The sequence below is a fragment of the Pseudomonas sp. LAM2023 genome, from assembly GCF_016620375.1.
Lineage (GTDB): Bacteria > Pseudomonadota > Gammaproteobacteria > Pseudomonadales > Pseudomonadaceae > Aquipseudomonas > Aquipseudomonas anuradhapurensis.
Genome location: NZ_JAENHV010000009.1, coordinates 1,028,275 through 1,051,443 on the forward strand (window position 1 = coordinate 1,028,275; position 23,169 = coordinate 1,051,443).

The following is a 23,169-nucleotide window of genomic DNA, read 5'->3' on the forward strand; positions in this document are numbered from 1 at the left end:
GAGGCCAGCCCAGGCAACAAAGATCACTGGCCGTAGCTGATGCTGTTCACATACCAGGTGGCTTCCCCGGCAGGCGTCTGCACCACTACCTCGTCACCCTCCTCCTTCTTCAGCAGGGCACGGGCCATGGGTGAGTCGATCGAGATGTAGTCGTTGCGCCCGTAGATCTCGTCGTAGCCGACGATGCGAAACTTCATGGCCTCGCCATCGTCGTTCTCGATCTCCACCCAGGCACCGAAAAACACCTTGCCCTCCTGCTGCGGCGAGTAAGCCACCACCTTCACATCTTCAAGGCGCTTGCGCAGGTAACGCACCCGACGGTCGATCTCGCGCAGCAGCTTCTTGTTGTACTGGTAGTCGGCGTTCTCGCTGCGGTCGCCAAGCGACGCAGCCCAGGCAACCTTCTGGGTAATCTCCGGGCGATATACCCGCCACAGGTGGTCCAGCTCTTTCTTCAGCGCCTCATGGCCTTCCGTGGTAATGATGTTGGTGCTCAACAGCGCACTCCTCAGCGGCGGGTAATCAGGCCTTGGCGCGCGATGCGGGTGAGATGGCCGATGACTTCGGCGGCTTCGTCCGGCACCGGGGCCTGGATGACGGCCAGGTCGAAACGGTCATCGCCGTACTGCGCGAGGTGGCAACCGGTGTCGGCGAACTGGATCAGGAAGGCGCGCGCTTGCCCCTTGCGCCGGGACAGGCCTTCGAGGTGACGTAAAAGGGTGGGCTGATGCTGGCCGCCGAGCAGGATGCGCGGTGTGCGAGACGCCTGGCTGGCTGGCAAAGGGCTCAAACAGACACTGGTACGTGGGCAACTCATGGAGCTTCTCTCCGCCTCGCGAATCCCGCTGGGCAGCGGTGGGAGGCGTCACCGAACCAGCGCTTTAGCGGTATTTCGGATGACCCGGAGGGGCTGTCCCGCGCCCCGCAAGTAGCTGTTTAAATCGGCGCAGGCGGTATGCTAGAGCGACGAGCCGCAAGTTGCAAGCCGCAAGCAACAGCAGGCCGATCCCCGGCCTGTTGTTGCTTGCGGCTTGCGCTGCTGCGGCGGTTACCGGGCGATCAGGCGGTCCAGCGAGAAGCGGCCAGCGCCTTCGATCAACACCGCGACGGTGCCGGCCAGCAATGCCAGGGCAAACTCATAGCCGTTGTTGGACATGAACAGGCCATTACCGATGTGCACCGAGAAGATCGCCACCACCAGGGTCACGCTCAGCGCCAGCGCTGCCGGGCGGGCCAGCAGGCCAATCACCAGGGCCAGGCCGCCGAAGAACTCGGCACTACCGGAGAGCAGGGCCATCAGGTAACCCGGGGCCAGGCCAATGCTTTCCATCCACTGGCCGGTGCCCTCCAGGCCATAGCCACCGAACAGGCCAAACAGTTTCTGCGCACCATGCGCCATGAAGATGATGCCGACCAGGATGCGGATGATGCTGAGGCCAGCACCGGCACGGGTGGAGAACAGAGCGTTGAGGGTGGTGTTGTTCATGTCGAAGCGTCCTTGAAAGGAAAGTTGTGTTGGGATGGGCGCCATCATAATCAGTTCTACAGATATGAAAACCGCAAAAAACCCAACATAACAATCGACAAAATCGATTTGTCAGCGCTTCGCCACACGCTCCAGGCCGGCACGCTCCCGATTGAAGGCCACAAAGTACTTATTGACGCTGTTGACAAAATTGACTGGCCCCATGCCCACCTGCTCCATGGCAATACGTTCAGTCTGGAAGAACCACTGGTTGCCGTTCAGCCCGCGCCGCCGCGCTTCGGCGCGCATGGCCTGGACCCGTTCCGGGCCGAGGTTGTAGGCCGCCAGCACGAACGCCATGCGCTCACGCTCGTTGATCCTGGTGCTGGCAAAGAACTTGCGCCGGATCAGCGCCAGGTAACGGGCGCTGGCCTGGACATTGCCATCCACCGTGGCGGTGTTGCTCACCCCCACGCGCTGCGCTGCCGAAGGCGTGATCTGCATCAAGCCATGGGCGCCGCCAGTGCCGCGCGCCGTCGGGTTGAGCGTCGACTCCTTGAAAGCCAGCGCGGCCAGGTTGAGCCAGTCGATCTGCTGCGCCTCAGCGTGTTTCTGCAGCACCGGCCGCAACGCGTTGAGGCGCTGGCGGTCCTTGCTGGCCAACGGGTTGTGCACCCGGTACTGGCGCCGGTAGATGCGCTCGAACGCGGCGTCCTGGTTGTCCGGCGCGCGGTAGCCTTGCAAAAAGCGGTCGACCGTGGCCAGCAGCTGTGGCGCATCACGCCCGACATACCAGCGCATGGCTTGCGGCGGGCCCAGCTGTACCCGGCTGTCCAGGCGCAGGCGCGGCATCACCCGGGCCCACCGCCGGGCAATGGGTTGCTCGATTACGGTGAGGTGATAAATGCCAGCCTGGACCATCTCCAGCACGTCCTCCACCGCCAGGGTCGCATCGACCCATTCCACCTTGATCGGCGCACGTTTGCGCAGTGCCAGCTGCTGGTTCAACTGCTGGATCAGCGGGCCGGCGGCACTGGCGCTGGTCAACGCCACCGTACGCCCAGACAGTTGCTCGACATGGCTGAAGCTGCGTTCGCCCTTGCGCCCCACCAGCACCAATGGCACCTGGTCGAGCACCGGCGCGCTGCTGCTGACCCCGCGAACCGCACTGGGGTCAAGCAGTTCGCCCGGTACCGCCAGGTCGCCCTCGCCACGCGCCAGGGCGCCCAGCAGTTGCTCCTTGGCCCGGGGGATCAACTTCAGCTGGATCTCCTGGCCGTCGGCGGCACGGGCATTGAGATAATGCTCCAGGGCTCGCAGGCGATAGTATTCGATGCCGACCGGTTCGCCCTTGACCTCACCGGAACTGTTGCGGCTCTGGTTGACCAGCACCCGCAGCACCTGGCTGCTGCGGATCTGTTGCAAGTCACGGACCTTGGCCGGCGGGGTGGTCTGCTGCGGCCCCGGCAGGCGCGCGTGGGCTGGCCCCGTCAGGGCCAGGCCAAACGTCACCAGTAGAATGAGCCAGCTTCGCGGCATGCAACACGTCCGTGGTCGGTGGGCGGCACCCATGGACTGCACCGCCAAGAGAGAGAAATGACGGTAAAAGACCATGGCAACAGCATGAAGTTCTTGGTTTTTTCGCAAAAACACGGTTTTTGCTATGCTGGCCGCCCCGCGGCACGAGGTAGCACCATGCAACTGATCGATATCGGCGTCAACCTGACCAACAGCAGTTTTCACGACCAGCAGGCAGCCATCGTCGAGCGCGCCATTGAAGCCGGCGTCACGCAGATGGTGCTGACAGGTACCAGCCTGACGGTCAGCGAGCAGGCGCTGGAGCTCTGCCAGCAGCTGGACTCGAGCGGTGCCCACCTGTTCGCCACGGCGGGTGTCCACCCGCATGATGCCAAGGCCTGGGATGCCGGCAGCGAGCAGCGTTTGCGGCAACTGCTGGCTGAACCGCGCGTACGCGCGGTGGGTGAATGTGGCCTGGATTTCAACCGCGACTTCTCCCCTCGCCCGCTGCAGGAAAAAGCCCTGGAAGCGCAACTGGCCCTGGCCGCCGAGCTGCGCCTGCCGGTGTTTCTGCATGAGCGCGATGCCAGCGAACGGCTGCTGGCAATTCTCAAGGACTACCGTGACCACCTGCCTGGCGCGGTAGTGCACTGTTTCACTGGCGAACGCGAGGCGCTGTTCGCCTACCTCGACATGGACCTGCACATCGGCATCACCGGCTGGATCTGCGACGAGCGCCGCGGAACCCACCTGCACCCGCTGGTGGGCAACATTGCCGAGGGGCGCTTGATGCTCGAGAGCGACGCGCCTTACCTGTTGCCGCGCAGCCTGCGGCCCAAGCCGAAGCATGGGCGCAACGAGCCGGCGTTCCTGCCAGAGGTGCTGCGCGAGGTCGCCTTGCATCGTGGGGAAGCAGCCGAACATACGGCAGCACATACCACGGCGACGGCGCGGGCGTTTTTCCAGATTCACAGCTGACGCAACCCGGGCGCCTGAAGTTTTTTGATACACATCAACAATGGGCCTGACGGATGCGGGCACAATGATGGCACCTTGCCAATATTGTTTCCGCTCAACTCAGAGAAGACCTGCCCATGGGTGCCTGGCTTAGCAATGTTTCCTTGAAATACAAGTTCTGGGCCGTCAATGCGGTGGCCTTTGTCACGACCCTGCTGCTGGTGCTCTATGCCGTGCACCTCGAGCAGCGTGCCCGCGCCGAAGCAGCGCAGGCCCAGGCCGCTGCCCAGGCGCAACTGCTGGCCAGCTGGCCAGCGGGGCAGCCGTTGCCGCGCCCGGCCAACGTCATCAGCTGGTCGGCGGGGCAAACGCCCAGCTTCGCCGGCGAGCCCCTCGATGGCCTGCGCAACGCCCAGGGCTGGGTCGAACTGCCAAGCGCCTGGCTTCTTGGCGACAACCCGTTGCGCGGCGCGCAGGTGTTGCGTCGTGGCGATCAACAAGTGGCGGTTCTGGCCCAGTCGCCAAGCCTGCGCCAGGTATTCTTCGACCGCTTCAGCAATTACGCGGTGTGCGTGCTGATCCTGATGCTGGCCATGCTGGGCGCTTCGCAACTGCTGATTCGCTTCCTGCTCAGCCAGCTCAACACCCTCAAGGACGTCATGCTGCACGTGGAGAAAACCGGCGACCTGGCGGCCCGCGTACCCTTGGCCTGTGGCGACGAGGTCGGCCAGATGGCCGGGGCGTTCAATGCCATGCAGGCAACCTACCACCGGGTGGTCAGCACCGTCGCCCATACCGCCGCCCAGCTGGACTCCGGCGCCGCGCGCCTGGCAGCGAGCATGAGCGATGTGCGCCACGGCATGCTCGGCCAGCAGAGCGAGACCGACCAGGCGGCTACCGCCATCAACGAAATGTCGGCGACGGTGCACCATATCGCCCAGCATGCCGGCGCCACCCGCGACCTGTCACAAACAGCCGACACCCTTGCCGGCAGCGGCCAGGAGGTGGTCAGCCGGGTGCAAGATTCGATTTCCGGGCTGTCCAGCGGCGTGCAGCAGACAGCCGAGATGATCCGCCAGCTCGCCGAGGACAGCCAGAAGATCAACGGTGTGGTCAATGTGATCCACAGCATCGCCGAGCAAACCAACCTGCTGGCACTCAACGCTGCTATCGAAGCGGCGCGCGCCGGCGACCTCGGGCGTGGTTTTGCCGTGGTGGCCGATGAAGTGCGCAACCTGGCCAAGCGCGTGCAAACCTCGACCGACGAGATCACCACCATGGTCTCGGCCCTGCAGTCAGGCACCCGCGATGCGGTGGAGTTCATGCAGGAAAGCTCGTACAAGGCCGATGACTGTGTCAAGCAGGCCCGTGAGGCCGGTGAAGCACTGGCCGAAATCACCGGTGCCGTGGCACAGATGCGTGAAAGCAACACCCAGATTGCCGTGGCCGCCGAGCAGCAAAGCCAGGTGGCAGAAGAAATGAACCGCGCGGTGGTGAGCATCCGCGATGTCACCGAGCAAACCGTGCAGCAGACAGTCGGCTCGGCGACCACCAGCAGCGAACTGGCGACACTGGCCGGCGAACTGAACAAGGCCATTGGCCAGCTCAAGCTATAGTCACCATAGCCACCCTCGATTGGCCCCCGTCAGGGGGCCGCACTAAGCTTTGGGCATAGCCAGAGGAAATGCCCATGAGCAAACGTCTGCCCAACCTGCCCGCCTGGCAATGGCGCGGCTACCACCATAACCACCGCCACCCGACCAACCTGGTGCTGCACCTGATCGCCGTGCCGTTGTTCATTCTTGGCGCGCTGCTGATCCTGTCCGGGCTGTTCAGCCTGGACCTGGGACAGATCGCCGTTGGTATCATCGCCTTGATCGCCGGCCTCGGCCTGCAGCGCCAGGGCCATCGCCTGGAGGCAGAACAGCCGGAGCCGTTCGCCAACCGCAAGGACGCCGTGCAACGCCTGCTCACCGAGCAGTTCATCACCTTTCCGCGCTTCGTGCTGAGCGGCGCCTGGTGGAAGGCCTGGCGGCAACGCCACAAGCACCGCCAGTGATCGGTTGCGCTCAGGCTGCGGGCATGAGCCGGCGGTAGCAGCCTAGGCGAATACCGTCACAGTCTGCCGGCTCAAGGCCAGCAACTCGCCCTGTGCCGTCCACAAGGCAGCGGCGGCATGCCCGTAGCCATCACGCGCATATTCGGTTTCCACGCAATAGCGGCACCAGTCGAGGGTCGACAACTGCGGCGTGGGCTGGACGAATTCAATGGTCCAGGTCAGGGTACTGCCCGCCGCGGGCTGCTTGAGGAACGGCATCAGGCTTGGCGGCCACGCATCGACCAACGCCAGCAGGTGCGCCTCGCTGACCGGCTCTTCAGCCACCCCACGCAAACGCACCCAGCCACCCATATGGCGCGACGGGTTGCCACTGAACGGAAGGCCACCGATCGCCCAGCGCAAGGCCACGTGCTGCATGAAGTCCGGGGTGACGCCCTTGATATGCGGCAACTCGGGGGCCGCCTGCTCGAGCGCCTTCATGTCCATGGCCGGCAACGCCGGCACATTCACCACAGACGGCCGCCCTGCACCGAAGTTGCCCTGCACCAAGGTCACCACCTGGCCGTCCTGAACGGCACGGCCCAGCAAGGTGCTGACCGCCTTGCCTTCGCGCAGCACCTCGACCTCGAAGCGAATGGGCACATCCGCCGCCGCCGGTGCGACGAAGCTGATAGCCAATGAACGCACCGGGCGGTCATCGGTGATCTTCTGGCGCATGGTTTCGTATACCAACGCTGCCATGAGCCCGCCAAAGACAGCACGGCCCTGCGCCCAACTGGGCGGGATACTGAGCACATCGGGGCTGGCCCGCACGGCGTCGAGCAATTGCTTGAAATTCATTGGCTGGCTCCTGCAGGCCGGGAAAGGTTGTGCTCATCCTAGCCAGCAACCCCTTGGCGTTCAGCCCGCAAATCGGTCATTTTTCGGGCTTTCGCCGCGCCAGCGCCTTTTGCAGGGCTTCCAGGGTGCTATCCGACTGGCGCTCGGCCTCGTGCAGCTCCTGTTCCCAGGCGGCCTTGCACCGGGCCAGATCGGCTTGGTCGCGTGCCTGCAGCAGCCATTGCAGGCGATCGTGCCAGTCGCCCAGGTCGCCCTGGGCCTGCTTCAACAGGCGCTGCAGTTTCTTGCCCGCATGGTCGAGCTGGGGATAGGCCTCGTCGCCGTAGCGCGCCCGCTTGATCAGCAAGCGCAGGCGGTGGCGGTCGTGTGCCGGGTCCTGCAGGGCCTGGCGCAACTTGCGCCACTGTTTGACCAGGCGTTTGTCGATACGCTTGTCCAAGGTCTTGACCAAGCCTTCGCGAGCGGCCGCCCGCAAGAACAGTGGAAACGCATCGACAATCGCCAGCACCCGCGTCAGCTGCGGGCTGTCAGCGACACTGGCGAAAGTCCGCTCACGGCCCTCGATGCGGCGCTGCCCTTCCTCGGCAAAGCCACGCCCGATCAGTTCGGCCGCCAGTACCTCGCGGTCACGCAGCGGTGTCGTCAGGGCACCCAGCGCCCTGGCGGCGTCCTCCAGCTGCTCCACCCCCGGCAAACCACGCAGTGGCCGCAGCAGGCTGCGCAGGCGCCGCAGCGTGGTGCGCAGGTCGTGCAAGGCCTCGCTGTCGGTGTTGGCAGCCAGGCGTTCGCGACAGGCCAGCAGACGCACCTGCAAGGCCAGTATCTGGGCAACTACATGATCGAGCATGGCAGACATTCAATGACGCTCCCTGATCAGCGCCCGGCGCGGGACTCACGGATGTAGAAGCGCGCCTTCTCGGCTTTGCGGGTACAGCTTTCATAGCCTTCGAATTGCTGCTGGGTCTTGGCCCCGGTCAACAGCGACAAGGCCTTGGAATAGCTCACGGCACCAGCAAAGCCTTCTGCCTTGGCCAGGTCCAGCTCTTTCCAGGCAGCATCCAGCTGGGTTGCACAACTCTCACGGTAGGCCGTCTTGCCCGCACATCCGGCAAGGGCCAAGGCAATCAGTGGAAGGCAGATCCAGGCTTTCATCAGTAATGACCTCAATGGGAAAAAAACAGTGGCCGTTCGACGCTCCGGCTGCTCAAAAGTGCCGCTCCCGGACAGCTTTGTCTTGCCAGTTTTATTACAGTAGCTCAGCGCGGTCTACATTGATGCACAGGCAGCGATGGGTGCATTGTAGAACCAGGGTTGCACTGGCCGGGGAACATTCATGAGCAAACGCGTGGCGCTGGTACTGGGATCGGGCGGAGCCCGGGGGTATGCACACATCGGTGTGATCGAGGAAATCGAGCGCCGCGGCTACGACATTGCCTGTATTGCCGGCTGCTCCATGGGCGCCGTGATCGGGGGGATCTACGCTGCCGGCAAGCTGGAAGAGTACCGCAACTGGATCGAGAGCCTCGACTACCTGGATGTGCTGCGCCTGGTCGACGTCAGCTTTCGCCTCGGCGCAATTCGCGGCGACAAGGTGTTCGGGCAGATTCGCAAGATTGTCGGCGAGATCAACATCGAGCAATTGCGCATCCCTTACACGGCGGTTGCAGCCGACCTCACCAACCAGCAGGAGATCTGGTTCCAGGAAGGCTGCCTGCACCAGGCCATGCGCGCCTCGGCGGCCATCCCCAGCCTGTTCACGCCGGTGATGCAAGGCAACCGCATGTTGGTCGACGGCGGCATCCTCAACCCGTTGCCGATCGTTCCGGTGGTGTCCAGCCACTGCGACCTGATCATTGCCGTCAACCTCAACGCCACCAACCAGAAGCAGTACCAGTTGCCGGTGATCGAACGCCCCGCCGCATTCAAGATGCGTTTCGATGCGTTGCTCAGCTCGCTGGGGTCGCGCCTGCCGTTCCGGCGCAAGCCGGCAGAAGAGTTGATCCGCATCGAACAGGAAATCGTCGCCGAAGGGCTTGCACCGCCAAACCCGTGGCTGGCCGATGCCGCCGACCCGGAAGCCCAGCAACCGGCAGCGGCACCGGAGCGCGAGGGTGCACCGAAGTCGGCGACCGGCTCGTTCATCATCGACAACGTGGGGCCCGCTTCGCTGCTGGACTTGATCAACCAGAGCTTCGAGGTGATGCAGACGTCGTTGGCACAGTACAAGATCGCCGGCTATCCACCGGATGTGCTGATCAACGTGCCCAAGCGGGTGTGCCGGTTTTTCGAGTTCTACAAGGCGCCCGAGCTGATCGCCCTGGGGCGGGAGATTGCGCGGGATACGCTGGACAATCATGAAGGCGTCAAGCGCTAGGCCTCCCAGTGCCTGTCCCGGACTGATCGCCGGGACACGTGGCAGAAATAGAACAGGCCGCACCAGGCGGCCTGTTCGTTCATGCTTCCATCACCTTAGTAGCGGGTGATGTCTGCCTTGGCTTCCAGCTGCTTGCGGTAGGCCGCGAAGTCCTGCTGGCCGGCACGCGAGGCGAGGTAGCGGCGGATCTGCTGCTTCTCTTCGTCGGTGGCGGTAGCACCTTCGTTGACACCCTTGAGCTGCAGTACCACCAGGCTGCCGTCACGCAGCACCACGCTGCCATACACCGGCTTGTCCTTGGACTCTGGCTTGGCCAGGCGGAACAGCGCCTGCAGCTCGGCCGGGTCGATACCGTCCTCGCCGCGGGTGACCGCCTCGTAAGCCTTCCAGCCCTGCCCTTCGTGCACGCTGCCGGCAGTGACGGAACCGTCACGCAGGCCGGCAATCAGCTTGTCGGCCTTGGCCTTGAGCTCGGCAGTGGCCTTCTCCTTGGCCAGGTGTTCGCGAATGTTCTTGGCCACGGCCTCCAGTGGCAGTTGCTCCGGCTTGCGGTGCTCCTTGACGCGCAGCACCACGGTGGTTTCCGGGTCGAGTTCGATGGCCGTGCTGTTGGCACCTTCATCCAGTACTTCCTCGGAGAACGCTGCCTGCACCACCGCACGGTTGGCGGTGATACCTTCGCCACCCTCACGGCCGAAGGCTGCCGAGGTCTGCACCTTCAGGTTCAGGTCCTGGGCCGGCTGAGCCAGGTCGGAAGCCTCGTAGGCAGCATCCTGCAACTGCTTGCTGGCGTCGACGTAACGCTGCTCGACCAGCGGGATCTTCAGGTCGCGGGTCAGCTTGTCCTTCAGGCTGGCGAAGCTCGGTACTTCCGGTGCCTGCACGCCCAGCAGCTTGATCAGGTGGTAGCCGAACTCGCTACGCACCGGTGCCGAGACCTGGCCGACCTGCAGCTTGTACAGGGCATCCTCGAACGCCGGGTCGTAGACGCCCGGGCCAGCGAAGCCAAGGTCACCACCGCTGTTGGCCGAACCCGGGTCCTGCGAGAACTCCTTGGCCAGTGCGGCAAAATCCTCACCCTTGGCCAGGCGCTGCGCGACTTCTTCGGCGCGGGCCTTGGCCTGGGCGTCAGTAACCTTGTCGTTGACCTCGATCAGGATGTGCGCTGCGTGACGCTGCTCGGCGAGGTTGGCGATTTCCTTCTCGTACTGGGCCTTGAGCTCTTCGTCGGTCACCTTGACCTGGTCAAAGAACGCCGACTTCTTCAGCTCGACGTAGTCGATCACCACCTGGTCAGGCGACATGAACTCCTTGGCGTGCTGGTCGTAGTGCGCCTTGACTTCTTCGTCGCTGACCTTGACTGCGGCCGGGTCGGCCTTGAAGGTCAGCGAGGCGAAATCGCGGGTCTGCTTCTCGAGGCGGGCAAAGGCGTCGACCTGCTGGTCGGTGACGAAGCTGCTGCCAGCCAGGCCGGTACGCAGCTGGCCGATGAGCATTTCCTCGGCGAGCATGTCGCGGAACTGCATGCGACCATAGCCCATCTGGCGGATGACCTGGTCGAAGCGGTCGGCGCTGAACTTGCCGTCCACCTGGAATTCCGGCGTCTGCAGGATGACCTGGTCCAGCGCGGCCTCGGAGAAGGCAAACTTGGCGTCTTCGGCGCCTTGCAACAGCAGCTTGCGACTGATCAGGCCTTTGAGTGCCTCTTCACGCAGCAACTTGTCATCCAGCAACGCCGGGTCGAAATCCTTGCCCAACTGTTGCATCAGCTGGCGGCGTTGCATGTCGGCCGCCTGGCTCAACTCGTTCTGGCTGATGGTCTGGCCATTCACCTTGGCGGCGTCCTGGCTATGAGTGGCGGCCTGGAAAATGGCTTCGAAGCCGGTCAACGCCATCAACACGACGATAAGGCCGATGATGGTCTTGGCAATCCAACCTTGTGAATTGTCCCTGATATTTTGCAGCATGCGTCCCCCAGAAACGGCTGTACCACTGCGTCGACAACCGCGGAGCGTGGGTAGAAACCTGATAAAAGAAAGGCGCATCCGAGGATGCGCCTTTTCTTAGCAAACGTGTCAGGCGGGAACGTTTGCGCCCCCGCCATCAGCGTGCTCGGACCTGGCCAGGCCGGGTCCGGCTGAAAGAGACGACTTAGTTGACGGCGTCTTTCAGGCCTTTGCCAGCCTTGAAACCTGGAACCTTGGCGGCTTCGATCTTGATTGCCTTGCCGGTTTGCGGGTTGCGGCCGGTGCGCTCTGCACGCTCCTTGACCGAGAAGGTACCGAAGCCAACCAGTACCACATCGTCACCTTGCTTCAGGGCGCCGGTGACGGATTCGATGACTGCGTCCAGCGCACGGCCGGCTACAGCTTTCGGGATGTCAGCAGATGCGGCGATAGCGTCAATCAGTTCCGACTTGTTCACTCTAAGTCCCCTTATTTCTCTATTGAGTTTGTTTCTAAGTATGTAATGAAAAGCTTATGAAACGTTCGCTGGGTGGCCTGATGACACTAGCGTGCCGCTTTATAGCAAGGCCCCGAAAAAACTGTCAAGGAACGCCCCCCAGCCAGAAACTACTAGTGCGTGCTGATTCTTTCCTTAGCATCGCCGTCGCGCTTTTCATCTTTCGCGACAATCTCCGGAGCCACATCTGGCAAGGGCTCCGGGGCGTATTGCAGCGCAATTTGCAGGACTTCGTCAATCCATTTGACCGGTTTGATCTGCAGATCCTGTTTGATATTTTCCGGAATCTCCTTCAGATCGCGAACATTCTCCTCGGGAATGATCACCGTCTTGATACCACCACGGTGTGCCGCCAGCAGTTTTTCCTTCAGCCCGCCAATCGCCAGCACCTGGCCACGCAGGGTAATTTCACCGGTCATGGCGACATCGGCACGCACCGGAATCTGCGTCAGTGCCGAGACCAGCGCGGTGCACATGCCGATACCGGCGCTCGGGCCGTCCTTCGGCGTGGCGCCTTCAGGCATGTGGATGTGCACGTCGTGCTTCTCGTGGAAGTCGGCTGCAATCCCCAGGCTGCGGGCGCGGCTGCGCACCACGGTCTGGGCGGCGGTGATCGATTCGACCATGACATCGCCGAGCGAACCGGTCTTGATCAACTGGCCCTTGCCGGGGATGACCACGGCTTCGATGGTCAGCAGTTCGCCACCCACCTGGGTCCAGGCCAGGCCGGTGACCTGGCCGATCTGGTCCTGCTGCTCGGCCAGGCCATAGCGGAACTTGCGCACGCCCAGCAGGTGCTCCAGCTGTTCGCTGGACACCTTGACCTTGACCTGCTTCTGCCCGGTATGTTCCTTGACCACCTTGCGGCAGACCTTGGCAATTTGCCGCTCCAGCCCACGCACACCCGCTTCGCGAGTGTAGTAGCGGATGATGTCGCGAATCGCCGAAACATCGACCTCCAGCTCTTCCTTCTTCAGGCCGTTGGCCTTGACCTGCTTGGGCACCAGGTACTTGACCGCGATGTTGATCTTCTCGTCCTCGGTGTAGCCCGGCAGGCGGATGACTTCCATGCGGTCGAGCAGCGCCGGCGGGATGTTCATCGAGTTCGAGGTGCACAGGAACATCACGTCCGAAAGGTCGTAGTCGACTTCCAGGTAATGGTCGTTGAAATTGTGGTTCTGCTCGGGATCGAGCACTTCGAGCAGCGCCGAGGCCGGATCGCCACGCATGTCACTGCCCATCTTGTCGATTTCGTCCAGCAGGAACAGCGGGTTGCGTACCCCCACCTTGGTCATTTTCTGGATCAGGCGCCCAGGCATGGAACCGATGTAGGTACGGCGGTGGCCACGGATCTCGGCCTCGTCACGCACCCCACCCAGGGCCATGCGCACGAACTTGCGATTGGTGGCAGCGGCGATCGATTCAGCCAGCGAGGTCTTGCCGACGCCAGGCGGGCCGACCAGGCACAGCACCGGGCCACGGATCTTCTTGACGCGCTTCTGCACGGCAAGGTACTCGAGAATGCGTTCCTTGACCTCTTCCAGGCCATAATGGTCTGCGTCGAGGATTTCCTCGGCCTTGGCCAGGTCCAGGCGCACCTTGCTCTGGGCCTTCCACGGCACCTGGACGAGCCAGTCGAGGTAGGAGCGGACCACGGTGGCCTCGGCCGACATCGGCGACATCTGCTTGAGCTTGTTCAGCTCGGCCTGGGCCTTGGCCAGGGCGTCCTTGGGCAGGCCAGCGGCTTCGATGCGCTTTTTCAGCTCTTCGACTTCATTGTGGCCTTCGTCGCCATCGCCGAGCTCTTTCTGAATGGCCTTCATCTGCTCATTCAGGTAGTACTCGCGCTGGCTGCGCTCCATCTGCTTCTTGACCCGACCGCGAATGCGCTTTTCGACCTGCAGCAGGTCGATTTCGGCATCCAGCAGCGCCAGCACGTGCTCGACGCGGGTCGGCAGGTCGACGATTTCGAGAATTTCCTGCTTCTGCTCGATCTTCAGCGCCATGTGCGCGGCCATGGTGTCGACCAGGCGCCCCGGCTCTTCGATGCTGTTCAGCGACGACAGCACCTCGGCGGGTACTTTCTTGCCCAGCTGCACGTACTGTTCGAACTGCGACAGCAGCGTGCGCACGAAGACTTCCGACTCGCGCTCGGCGGCGTCGACTTCGTCGATCAGGGAAACCTCGGCACGGATGTGCCCTTCCACTTCGCTGAAGCGCTCGACGGCGCCACGCTGCTCGCCCTCGACCAGCACCTTGACAGTGCCATCGGGCAGTTTCAGCAGCTGCAGCACGGTGGCAACCGTACCGACGCGATACAGCGCGTCTTCGCCCGGGTCATCGTCGGCCGGGTTTTTCTGGGCAAGCAGGAGGATCTGCTTTTCGCCCGTCATCGCCGCCTCAAGGGCCTCGATGGACTTTTCGCGCCCCACGAACAGCGGGATGACCATGTGCGGGTAAACAACGACATCGCGCAATGGCAAAAGAGGCAAGTCGAGGGTGGTCTTCATGATTTCGCCTCTACAGCGGCCTTATGGCCGGAAAACAGTGGAAATGATGCTTGGACCTAATGTGGGGGCATGCCTGGGAAATTACAAGCGCTAGCGCAGGAAAAGCAGAAAGGGGCCCGTAGGCCCCCTTCTTGCTTGCAACCATCAGTGGCCAGCGCCTGGATCAGGCATCCGGCGCAGCCTTGGCTTGCGGCTCGCTGTTTTCGTAGATCATCAGCGGCTGCGAAGTACCCTCGATGACGCTCTCGTCGATCACCACCTTGCTGACATCCTTCTTCGAAGGAATCTCGTACATGGTGTCGAGCAGCACGCCTTCGAGGATCGAACGCAGGCCACGGGCGCCAGTCTTGCGCTCCAGGGCCTTGCGCGCAACGGCCTTGAGCGCATCGCTGCGGAACTCGAGGTCGACGCTTTCCATCTCGAACAGCTTGGCATACTGCTTGGTCAGGGCGTTCTTCGGCTCGGTGAGGATCTGCATCAGTGCAGCCTCGTCCAGCTCGTCGAGGGTTGCCAGTACCGGCAGACGGCCGACGAATTCCGGGATCAGGCCAAACTTGACCAGATCGTCCGGTTCGACCTCACGCAGCGACTCGCCAACCTTCTTGCCTTCTTCCTTGCTGCGCACTTCGGCGCCAAAACCGATGCCACCCTTGGTGGAGCGGTTCTGGATGACCTTTTCCAAGCCCGAGAAGGCGCCACCGCAGATGAACAGGATGTTGCGGGTATCAACCTGCAGGAATTCCTGTTGCGGGTGCTTGCGGCCGCCCTGCGGCGGTACCGAGGCCACGGTGCCTTCGATCAGCTTCAGCAGTGCCTGCTGCACGCCCTCGCCCGAAACGTCACGGGTGATGGACGGGTTGTCCGACTTGCGCGAAATCTTGTCGATCTCGTCGATGTAGACGATGCCCATCTGGGCCTTTTCCACGTCGTAGTCGCACTTCTGCAACAGCTTCTGGATGATGTTCTCGACGTCCTCACCCACGTAACCGGCTTCGGTCAGGGTGGTGGCGTCAGCAATGGTGAACGGTACGTTCAACAGGCGCGCAAGGGTTTCGGCGAGCAGGGTCTTGCCCGAGCCGGTCGGCCCGATGAGCAGGATGTTGCTCTTGCCGAGTTCGACTTCGTCACCCTTCTTGTCACGCTGGTTCAGGCGCTTGTAGTGGTTGTACACCGCTACGGCCAGCACCTTTTTCGCGCGCTCCTGACCAATCACATACTGGTCCAGGATGCCGCTGATTTCTTTCGGCGAAGGTAATTTGTGCGCGCTGCTCTCGGCCTGGGCTTCCTGCACCTCCTCACGGATGATGTCATTGCACAGGTCGACGCACTCGTCGCAGATAAATACCGAGGGCCCGGCAATCAATTTGCGCACTTCGTGCTGGCTTTTGCCGCAGAAGGAGCAATAGAGCAATTTGCCGCTGTCCTCGCCGTTACGGGTGTCAGTCATTCGATCGATCCAATCCGGTAGGCTTGCAACACAAGATGAAGGCAATTGCGGGCTTTTTCAAGTCCGCAGGTAGGCGCTTTCCGCGCCTACCTGCTCTGGCACCCCGGTTCAGGAGGCCAGTTGCCGCTTGTCGTAGACCGAGTCGATCAGGCCGTACTCGGCCGCGCGCGAGGCGCTCATGAAGTTGTCACGCTCGGTGTCACGCTTGATGGTCTCGAGGTCCTGGCCGGTGTGATAGGCCAGCAGCTCGTTCAGACGGGCCTTGATATTGAGGATTTCCTGGGCGTGGATCTCGATATCGGTGGCCTGACCCTGGAAGCCGCCCAGCGGCTGGTGGATCATCACGCGCGAGTTCGGCAGGCAGTGACGCTTGCCCTTGGCACCGGCAGCCAGCAGGAAGGCGCCCATGCTGCAGGCCTGGCCGATGCAGATGGTCGAGACGTCCGGCTTGATGAACTGCATGGTGTCGTAGATCGACATGCCGGCGGTCACGGAACCGCCCGGCGAGTTGATGTACAGATGGATATCCTTGTCCGGGTTTTCTGCTTCCAGGAACAGCAGTTGCGCCACGACGAGGTTGGCCATGTAGTCCTCTACCGGGCCAACCAGGAAGATCACACGCTCCTTCAACAGGCGCGAGTAGATGTCGTAAGCGCGTTCGCCACGGGCGGACTGCTCGATAACCATCGGGACCAGGCCGCCTGCGGCCTGGATGTCAGAGCTCTGCTGAATATAAGAATTGCGGGACATGTCCTGCGCTCACTCCCAAATAGTCATGGCTTGAATACGCACAAGCCAGCTCGAAGGCTGGCTTGTGGGGGTTTCCTACGAGAGAAGCCGGTTATTCAGCGGCGGCAGGAGCCTGTGCTGGTTTAACGGCGTCTTCGTACGAGACCGACTTGTCGGTCACAGTCGCTTTCTGCAGAACAGTATCTACAACTTGTTCTTCCAGCACAACCGAACGGACTTCGTTCAGTTGCTGGTCGTTCTTGTAGTACCAGGCGATGACCTGCTCAGGCTCCTGATAGGCCGAAGCCATTTCCTCGATCATTTCGCGAACCTTGCCTTCGTCCGGCTTCAGTTCGAACTGCTTGACCACTTCGGCGACGATCAGGCCCAGCACCACGCGGCGCTTGGCTTGCTCTTCGAACAGCTCGGCCGGCAGTTGCTCAGGCTTGATGTTGCCACCGAACTGCTGAACAGCCTGCACGCGCAGACGGTTGACTTCGTTTTCCAGCAGCGCTTTCGGCACTTCGATCGGGTTGGCGGCCAGCAGACCGTCCATGACCTGGTTCTTCACCTTGGCCTTGATGGCCTGGCGCAGTTCACGCTCCATGTTCTTGCGAACTTCGGCGCGGAAGCCTTCCAGGGTGGTTTCCTTGATGCCGAACTGGGCGAAGAATTCTTCGTTCAGCTCTGGCAGCACCGGGGCAGCAACGCTGTTGACGGTGATGGTGAACTCGGCGGCCTTGCCAGCCAGGTCCAGGTTCTGGTAGTCCTCGGGGAAGGTCACATTGACAACGCGCTCTTCACCTGCCTTGGCGCCAACCAGGCCGTCTTCGAAGCCCGGGATCATGCGGCCGGAGCCCAGTACCAGCTGAGTGCCCTTGGCCGAACCGCCAGCGAACACTTCACCGTCGACCTTGCCGACGAAGTCGATGTTGACCTGGTCGTCTTTCTGCGCAGCGCGCTCGACCGCCTCGAAACGGGTATTCTGCTTGCGCAGCACTTCCAGCATGTTGTCCAGGTCGGCGTCAGCCACTTCGGCGCTCAGGCGCTCGACGCTGATCGACTCGAGGCCGGCAACGGTGAACTCAGGGAACACTTCGAAGATGGCAACGAATTCCAGGTCCTTGCCCTTCTCGAAGGACTTCGGCTCTACCGCAGGGGCGCCAGCCGGGTTCAGCTTCTGCTCGACAATGGCTTCGTAGAAGGAAGCCTGAACCAGGTCACCGAACGCCTCTTGACGGGCATCGGCCTCGAAGCGCTGACGGATCACGCTCATCGGCACCTTGCCTGGGCGGAAGCCTGCAACCTTGGCGCGCTTGGCAGTCTGTTGCAGACGCTTGTTGACTTCGTTCTCGACGCGCTCGGCCGGAACGGCGATGGTCATGCGGCGCTCGAGAGCGGAAGTGTTTTCAACAGAAACTTGCATGGATATTCCTCGTTGCACAGACGTTAGCCGGCGTTAGCCCGACTCCAGAATCAAGGGCAAGCATTCTAGTGAGTCGCGCAGCAGAAGTCACCCCACTCGGGACGACGGGAAGCCACGCCGGTCGATTAACTTTCAAGGCCCGTATGGCGTGCCGCAGGGCCTGCTTCAAAAAGGGCTGCGCGGCGCCTCGGACGCCCAACAGCCGAAATACCTTGTCAAACAACTGCCGCGACGAATTCGCTTCCTTTATTCGGGATCGATCTCGTTGAACTGGCAGTACTCTTCCCATTCCATCCCCAGCGCTTCGGCCACCTCGCGGTGCGTCTCCAGGCGCATGGCCTGCAGCTGCTCCGGGGTTTCGGCGATCAGTTGCAAGGCCAGCTCCCAGGGCTGGATGCCCTGCTCCTCGGCTGCATCTTCGAAGGCCCATTCGATCTGCTGGGCCTGCTCACGCGCATCCAGCTCGCGGATCTCTTCGAGCAGTTGCGGGTTGGCCTCGGCAAAACGCTGCAGCGCCAATGCCTGACGGGCTTCTTTTGCGATCATCGGGTTGTTCCTCTGCCGGCCAGCTGGGCCGGTGCTTCAACCGGCTGAAATCTAACAGCTTTTATTGGGGTGCCACCAGAGGATTGCAAGGGGGATCAAGTGATGGCTGCGAAGTTTATGGCTTGAGCCTTGCGGCGTCCGTGAGATCGAGCGCCGCGCGGACGGCGCTCGATCTCACGGACGCCACAACTATCAAGGCAAACACGCCAAAAACAACAAAGGCGCCCAGTCTCACGACCAAGGCGCCTTCGAAAAATATGGGGTGGACGATGGGAATCGAACCCACGACAACTGGAATCACAATCCAGCGCTCTACCAACTGAGCTACGCCCACCATATTGCGGTCTTGCGGTATTGCGATACAACCTTACAGAAACATGGTGCGGACGAAGAGACTCGAACTCTTACAGCTTGCGCCGCTGGAACCTAAATCCAGTGTGTCTACCAATTTCACCACGTCCGCGTAACGCTTAAAACAAAGGCGCCAGATGCTATCGCGGCGCCTTTGAAAAATATGGGGTGGACGATGGGAATCGAACCCACGACAACTGGAATCACAATCCAGCGCTCTACCAACTGAGCTACGCCCACCATATCGCATTACAACTTACTTGCTTGCCAAAGCTGCCTAAATGGCGCACCCGGCAGGACTCGAACCTGCGACCATCCGCTTAGAAGGCGGATGCTCTATCCAGCTGAGCTACGGGCGCTTAAGCTTGAAGCCTAACCGAACGAGACCTTAACAGATAGCTGCTAAACCACTCATTCTGCCCGACTTCGCCAACCAGTGCTAGGCTGTGCCCGACAAGTGCGGCGAATCTTATAGGCGAGCCTGAATGTCGTCAACACCTTTCTCAAAAAAATTTAAATTATTTAAGGGCTTAGGGGATTTGCCCGACCACCCGCCTTTGCCCTTGGCCCGTGTCGTGCGAGAATGCGCCCTCTTTAATTGTTTCCTTCTCGATGGTTAATCACGCGTCTATGACTGCACACCTAATCGATGGCAAGGCGATCGCCGCCAGCCTGCGCCAGCAGATCGCTCAACGTGTCGTGGAGCGTCGCCAGCAAGGCCTGCGTACACCCGGCCTGGCAGTGATCCTGGTCGGCACCGACCCCGCCTCCCAAGTCTATGTCTCGCACAAGCGCAAGGACTGCGAAGAGGTCGGCTTCATTTCCCAGGCGTTCGACCTGCCCAGCGACACCACGCAGCAGGCCCTGACCGAGCTGATCGATCGCCTCAATGACGACCCGGCCGTCGACGGCATCCTGCTGCAACTGCCGCTGCCGGCGCACCTGGATGCCTCGCTGCTGCTCGAGCGCATTCGCCCGGACAAGGACGTGGACGGTTTCCACCCGTACAACATCGGCCGCCTGGCCCAGCGCATCCCGCTGCTGCGCCCGTGCACGCCGAAGGGCATCATGACCCTGCTGGAAAGCACCGGCCAGGACCTGTACGGCATGAACGCGGTCATCGTCGGCGCATCCAACATCGTCGGCCGCCCGATGGCCATGGAACTGCTGCTGGCCGGCTGCACCGTGACCGTCTGCCACCGCTTCACCAAGGACCTGGCCGGCCATGTCGGGCGTGCCGACCTGGTGGTCGTGGCTGCCGGCAAGCCGGGCCTGGTCAAGGGCGAATGGATCAAGGAAGGTGCCATCGTCATCGACGTCGGCATCAACCGCCAGGAAGACGGCAAGCTGGTCGGCGACGTGGTCTACGAGACCGCCCTGCCGCGCGCGGGCTGGATCACCCCGGTGCCGGGTGGCGTCGGGCCGATGACCCGGGCATGCCTGCTGGAAAACACGCTGTATGCGGCGGAAGAGCTGCACAAGTAACATTGCGTGATATGAAAACGGCACCTCTGGCAGGTGCCGTTTTTTTTGCCTGGCGTGGGAGGTTTAGCGCCTATGAGATCGAGCGCCGCGCGGGCGGCGCTCGATTCACGCATCAACCCAAATCCTCAGCCGATCACTTCCTGGCCGCCTCCCACGACTTCAGCAGCTCGCTGTAGCTGACGGTCTCGCCCTTGGGCTTCTCGTTGGCCAGTTTCGGTTTCGGTGCACCTGGCTGGTCGAACCAGTACTGGGCATCCCGTTCCGGGTTCAGCTTCGGCGCGCAGGTGGCCTGGGCATTGGACCGCTGCAAGCGCTCCATCATCCGGTCCTGGTCGCGGGCCAGCCCATCCAGGGCTTCCTGCGGGGTTTTCTCGCCGCTGGCCACCTCGGCAATGTGGCTCCACCACAACTGCGCGAGGCGTGGATAGTCCGGCACGTTGGTGCCGGTCGGGGTCCACTGCACCCGCGCCGGGCTGCGATAGAACTCCACCAGCCCGCCCAGCTTGGGCGCCAGATCGGTCATGGCCTGGGAGTTGATGTCCGATTCCCGAATCGGCGTGAGGCCGACAATGGTCTTTTTCAGCGATACCGTCTTGGACGTGACGAACTGCGCGTACAGCCATGCCGCCAGCCGTTGCTTCTCGGGGGTGGACTTGAAGAAAGTCCACGACCCGGTGTCCTGGTAGCCCAGCTTCATCCCCTCCTCCCAGTACGGCCCCTTCGGCGATGGCGCCATGCGCCACTTCGGCGTGCCATCGGCATTCACCACTGGCAAGCCGGGCTTGGTCATGTCGGCGGTGAACGCGGTGTACCAGAAGATCTGCTGGGCAATGTTGCCCTGGGCAGGCACCGGGCCGGCCTCGGAGAAGGTCATGCCCTGGGCCTCCTTGGGCGCATAGGCACGCATCCAGTCCACGTACTTCTGCGTGGCGTAGACCGCCGCCGGGCCGTTGGTGTCGCCGCCGCGGGTCACGCTGGAGCCCACCGGGTGGCAGTCCTCCACGCGAATGCCCCATTCGTCCACCGGCAGGCCGTTGGGCAGGCCCTTGTCACCGCCACCGGCCATGGAGAACCAGGCGTCGGTGAAGCGCCAGCCCAGCGACGGGTCTTTCTTGCCATAGTCCATGTGGCCATAGACGCGCTTGCCGTCGATTTCCTTGACGTCTTCGGTGAAGAACCGGGCAATGTCCTCGTAGGCCGACCAGTTCACCGGCACGCCCAGCTCGTAACCGTACTTTTGCTTGAACCTGGCCTTCAGCTCGGGCCGTTCGAACCAGTCGGCACGGAACCAGTACAGGTTGGCGAACTGCTGGTCGGGCAACTGGTAGACCTTGCCATCGGGCGCGGTGGTGAAGGAAATGCCGATGAAGTCCTTCAGGTCGAGGGTCGGCGAGGTGTAGTCCTTGCCCTCGTTGGCCATCAGGTCGGTGATCGATTCCACCTTGCCATAGCGAAAGTGCGTACCGATCAGGTCGGAATCGTTGACCCAGCCATCATAGATGTTCTTGTCCGACTGCATCTGTGTCTGCAGCTTTTCCACCACGTCGCCTTCCTGCAGCAGGTCGTGGGTCAGCTGGATACCGGTGATTTCACTGAAGGCCTTGGCCAGCACCTTGGACTCGTACTCATGGGTAGTAATGGTTTCGGACACCACATTGATCTTCATCCCACGGAACGGCTCGGCTGCCTTGATGAACCACTTGAGTTCAGCCAGCTGCTGTTCCGGGGCAAGGGTCGACGGCTTGAACTCGCTGCCGATCCATTTCTTCGCCGCGTCCTCGTACTGGTCGGCCCAGGCTGTGCCTTGCGCGCTGGCCAGCACCAGCAACGCGGCCAGGGTCAAATGTCGCCTGTTGTACTTGTTGTCGAACATTGTGATCTCCCGTTTCAGTTATCCCACAGGGCCGCTCGCTCAGCCCCAGCGCAGCACCACCAACAGCCACGCCAGAGACAGCAGCGAGGCTACCCACAATGGCCACTCGCTGACGCCAACCACCAACAGATGCAGGTAGGCGCTGGCCAGCAGGCCGATGAACAAGCGGTCGCCACGGCTGGTGACCAGCGGTAGAAAGCCGCGTCGCTCCACGCAAGGTCGGCGCAGCTCGAGCAAGGTCATGCCCAGCAGCAGTACACCCACGGCGGCGAAGAACAGCGCCGTCGGCAAGGTCCAGGCCATCCACTCCATGCCGTACCCTCCTCAGACCCGGCCCAGGGCAAAGCCCTTGGCCACATGGTTGCGCACGAACCAGATCACCAGCATGCCGGGCAGGATGGTCAGAACACCCGCTGCTGCCAGCACCCCCCAATCGATGCCCGATGCCGACACGGTACGGGTCATTACCGCGGCGATCGGCTTGGCATTCACCGAGGTCAGCGTGCGCGCCAGCAGCAGTTCGACCCAGGAAAACATGAAGCAGAAAAACGCTGTGACGCCGATGCCGGAGCCGATCAACGGAATGAAAATCTTCACAAAGAAGCGCGGGAAGCTGTACCCGTCGATGTAGGCCGTTTCGTCGATTTCCTTCGGCACACCCGACATGAAGCCTTCCAGGATCCACACTGCCAGCGGCACGTTGAACAGGCAGTGGGCCAGGGCCACGGCGATGTGGGTGTCGAACAGGCCGATCGACGAATACAGCTGGAAGAACGGCAGGAGGAACACCGCCGGCGGCGCCATGCGGTTGGTCAGCAGCCAGAAGAACAGGTGCCGGTCGCCGAGGAAGCGGTAGCGCGAGAAGGCATACGCGGCTGGCAACGCTACCAGCAGTGAAATCAGCGTGTTCAGGCATACGTAGTACAGCGAGTTGATATAGCCGCTGTACCAGCTGGCATCGGTGAAGATCACCCGGTAGTTGTCTAGGGTGAATGCCTGCGGCCACAGGGTCAGGCTACCGAGGATCTCGGTATTGCTCTTGAACGACATGTTCAGCAGCCAGTAGATCGGCACCAGCAGGAAGAAGAAGTACAGCAGCAGGGCCAGCGATTTGCGTGTGCTCATG

22 protein-coding genes and 4 tRNA genes are annotated in these 23,169 nt (G+C 62.1%); 5 read left to right on the forward strand and 21 right to left on the reverse strand.

The annotated features are described in order from the left end of the window. Positions 1 to 23: 23 nt before the first annotated feature. The 4 genes from greB to JKP78_RS04815 all read right to left on the reverse strand — a co-directional run bounded on the left by greB (position 24) and on the right by JKP78_RS04815 (position 3,004). Entirely contained in the window at positions 24 to 497 is a 474-nt protein-coding gene (gene greB / locus JKP78_RS04800) for a transcription elongation factor GreB (RefSeq protein ID WP_200626140.1), read from the reverse strand. An 11-nt stretch (positions 498 to 508) separates the two neighbouring features. Further along, complete coding sequence (locus JKP78_RS04805) at positions 509 to 817, reverse strand: hypothetical protein (RefSeq protein WP_170029215.1); 309 nt, start codon at positions 815 to 817, stop codon at positions 509 to 511. A gap of 231 nt (positions 818 to 1,048) precedes the next feature. Then, on the reverse strand, positions 1,049 to 1,486 hold the full coding sequence (locus JKP78_RS04810) for a DoxX family protein (RefSeq protein ID WP_186690253.1): 438 nt from the start codon (positions 1,484 to 1,486) through the stop codon (positions 1,049 to 1,051). Positions 1,487 to 1,597: 111 nt separating this feature from the next. Next, positions 1,598 to 3,004 (reverse strand): transglycosylase SLT domain-containing protein, encoded by a 1,407-nt coding sequence (locus tag JKP78_RS04815; RefSeq protein ID WP_170029213.1) that lies wholly within the window; start codon positions 3,002 to 3,004, stop codon positions 1,598 to 1,600. Positions 3,005 to 3,160: 156 nt separating this feature from the next. Here JKP78_RS04815 and JKP78_RS04820 point away from each other — a divergent pair, with 156 nt between their 5' ends. The 3 genes from JKP78_RS04820 (at position 3,161) to JKP78_RS04830 (ending at position 5,999) form a co-directional block, all read left to right on the forward strand. Beyond that, complete coding sequence (locus JKP78_RS04820; protein WP_186690255.1) at positions 3,161 to 3,961, forward strand: TatD family hydrolase; 801 nt, start codon at positions 3,161 to 3,163, stop codon at positions 3,959 to 3,961. Positions 3,962 to 4,077: 116 nt separating this feature from the next. After that, positions 4,078 to 5,556: a methyl-accepting chemotaxis protein gene (locus JKP78_RS04825; protein WP_186690257.1), complete on the forward strand. Its 1,479-nt coding sequence runs from the start codon at positions 4,078 to 4,080 to the stop codon at positions 5,554 to 5,556. Positions 5,557 to 5,630: 74 nt separating this feature from the next. Continuing rightward, positions 5,631 to 5,999, forward strand: coding sequence for an Mpo1-like protein (locus JKP78_RS04830; RefSeq protein WP_170029210.1), 369 nt, complete (start codon positions 5,631 to 5,633; stop codon positions 5,997 to 5,999). A gap of 42 nt (positions 6,000 to 6,041) precedes the next feature. Here the strand turns inward: JKP78_RS04830 and JKP78_RS04835 are convergent, their stop codons facing one another. The 3 genes from JKP78_RS04835 to JKP78_RS04845 form a co-directional block, all read right to left on the reverse strand. Beyond that, positions 6,042 to 6,839: an acyl-CoA thioesterase gene (locus tag JKP78_RS04835; protein WP_200626141.1), complete on the reverse strand. Its 798-nt coding sequence runs from the start codon at positions 6,837 to 6,839 to the stop codon at positions 6,042 to 6,044. A gap of 76 nt (positions 6,840 to 6,915) precedes the next feature. Further along, complete coding sequence (locus JKP78_RS04840) at positions 6,916 to 7,695, reverse strand: CHAD domain-containing protein (RefSeq protein WP_200626142.1); 780 nt, start codon at positions 7,693 to 7,695, stop codon at positions 6,916 to 6,918. 17 nt (positions 7,696 to 7,712) lie between these two features. Further along, on the reverse strand, positions 7,713 to 7,991 hold the full coding sequence (locus JKP78_RS04845; protein ID WP_003259403.1) for a hypothetical protein: 279 nt from the start codon (positions 7,989 to 7,991) through the stop codon (positions 7,713 to 7,715). Positions 7,992 to 8,172: 181 nt separating this feature from the next. Here JKP78_RS04845 and JKP78_RS04850 point away from each other — a divergent pair, with 181 nt between their 5' ends. Beyond that, positions 8,173 to 9,213 carry a patatin-like phospholipase family protein gene (locus tag JKP78_RS04850; protein ID WP_170029207.1) on the forward strand — a complete coding sequence of 347 codons (1,041 nt, stop codon included), beginning with the start codon at positions 8,173 to 8,175 and terminating at the stop codon, positions 9,211 to 9,213. Between the two features lie 95 nt (positions 9,214 to 9,308). On the opposite strand, the gene JKP78_RS04855 is transcribed toward JKP78_RS04850, so the two are convergent. The 11 genes from JKP78_RS04855 to JKP78_RS04905 all read right to left on the reverse strand — a co-directional run bounded on the left by JKP78_RS04855 (position 9,309) and on the right by JKP78_RS04905 (position 19,044). Further along, positions 9,309 to 11,180 (reverse strand): SurA N-terminal domain-containing protein, encoded by a 1,872-nt coding sequence (locus JKP78_RS04855; RefSeq protein WP_186690263.1) that lies wholly within the window; start codon positions 11,178 to 11,180, stop codon positions 9,309 to 9,311. Between the two features lie 184 nt (positions 11,181 to 11,364). Next, the gene (gene hupB / locus JKP78_RS04860) at positions 11,365 to 11,637 is read right to left on the reverse strand and encodes a nucleoid-associated protein HU-beta (RefSeq protein WP_003250246.1); all 273 of its coding nucleotides are present in this window, start codon (positions 11,635 to 11,637) and stop codon (positions 11,365 to 11,367) included. Positions 11,638 to 11,789: 152 nt separating this feature from the next. Further along, on the reverse strand, positions 11,790 to 14,186 hold the full coding sequence (lon, locus tag JKP78_RS04865; RefSeq protein ID WP_170029205.1) for an endopeptidase La: 2,397 nt from the start codon (positions 14,184 to 14,186) through the stop codon (positions 11,790 to 11,792). 163 nt (positions 14,187 to 14,349) lie between these two features. Continuing rightward, positions 14,350 to 15,633: an ATP-dependent Clp protease ATP-binding subunit ClpX gene (gene clpX, locus JKP78_RS04870; RefSeq protein WP_003250242.1), complete on the reverse strand. Its 1,284-nt coding sequence runs from the start codon at positions 15,631 to 15,633 to the stop codon at positions 14,350 to 14,352. Between the two features lie 108 nt (positions 15,634 to 15,741). Next, positions 15,742 to 16,383 (reverse strand): ATP-dependent Clp endopeptidase proteolytic subunit ClpP, encoded by a 642-nt coding sequence (clpP, locus tag JKP78_RS04875; protein WP_003259400.1) that lies wholly within the window; start codon positions 16,381 to 16,383, stop codon positions 15,742 to 15,744. Positions 16,384 to 16,474: 91 nt separating this feature from the next. Further along, positions 16,475 to 17,788 (reverse strand): trigger factor, encoded by a 1,314-nt coding sequence (gene tig, locus JKP78_RS04880; RefSeq protein WP_170029204.1) that lies wholly within the window; start codon positions 17,786 to 17,788, stop codon positions 16,475 to 16,477. Between the two features lie 246 nt (positions 17,789 to 18,034). After that, entirely contained in the window at positions 18,035 to 18,334 is a 300-nt protein-coding gene (locus tag JKP78_RS04885; protein WP_025338418.1) for a DUF6388 family protein, read from the reverse strand. Positions 18,335 to 18,592: 258 nt separating this feature from the next. After that, a tRNA-His gene (locus JKP78_RS04890) sits at positions 18,593 to 18,668 on the reverse strand. Positions 18,669 to 18,712: 44 nt separating this feature from the next. Beyond that, a tRNA-Leu gene (locus JKP78_RS04895) sits at positions 18,713 to 18,797 on the reverse strand. 52 nt (positions 18,798 to 18,849) lie between these two features. Beyond that, positions 18,850 to 18,925, reverse strand: a tRNA-His gene (locus JKP78_RS04900). 42 nt (positions 18,926 to 18,967) lie between these two features. Then, a tRNA-Arg gene (locus tag JKP78_RS04905) sits at positions 18,968 to 19,044 on the reverse strand. 271 nt (positions 19,045 to 19,315) lie between these two features. Between JKP78_RS04905 and folD the strand changes: the two genes are divergently transcribed. Then, the gene (folD, locus tag JKP78_RS04910) at positions 19,316 to 20,170 is read left to right on the forward strand and encodes a bifunctional methylenetetrahydrofolate dehydrogenase/methenyltetrahydrofolate cyclohydrolase FolD (protein WP_170029203.1); all 855 of its coding nucleotides are present in this window, start codon (positions 19,316 to 19,318) and stop codon (positions 20,168 to 20,170) included. Positions 20,171 to 20,303: 133 nt separating this feature from the next. On the opposite strand, the gene JKP78_RS04915 is transcribed toward folD, so the two are convergent. Genes JKP78_RS04915 through JKP78_RS04925 form a run of 3 tightly spaced genes read right to left on the reverse strand, consistent with a single transcriptional unit; the run spans position 20,304 to position 23,168 of the window. Continuing rightward, positions 20,304 to 22,043, reverse strand: a complete 1,740-nt coding sequence (locus JKP78_RS04915) for an ABC transporter substrate-binding protein (protein WP_200626143.1) — start codon at positions 22,041 to 22,043, stop codon at positions 20,304 to 20,306. Positions 22,044 to 22,082: 39 nt separating this feature from the next. After that, entirely contained in the window at positions 22,083 to 22,355 is a 273-nt protein-coding gene (locus JKP78_RS04920; protein WP_170029201.1) for a DUF2160 domain-containing protein, read from the reverse strand. 12 nt (positions 22,356 to 22,367) lie between these two features. Then, a complete protein-coding gene (locus tag JKP78_RS04925) occupies positions 22,368 to 23,168 on the reverse strand; it encodes a carbohydrate ABC transporter permease (RefSeq protein WP_186690265.1) in 801 nt (266 codons plus the stop codon). Position 23,169: the final 1 nt, after the last annotated feature.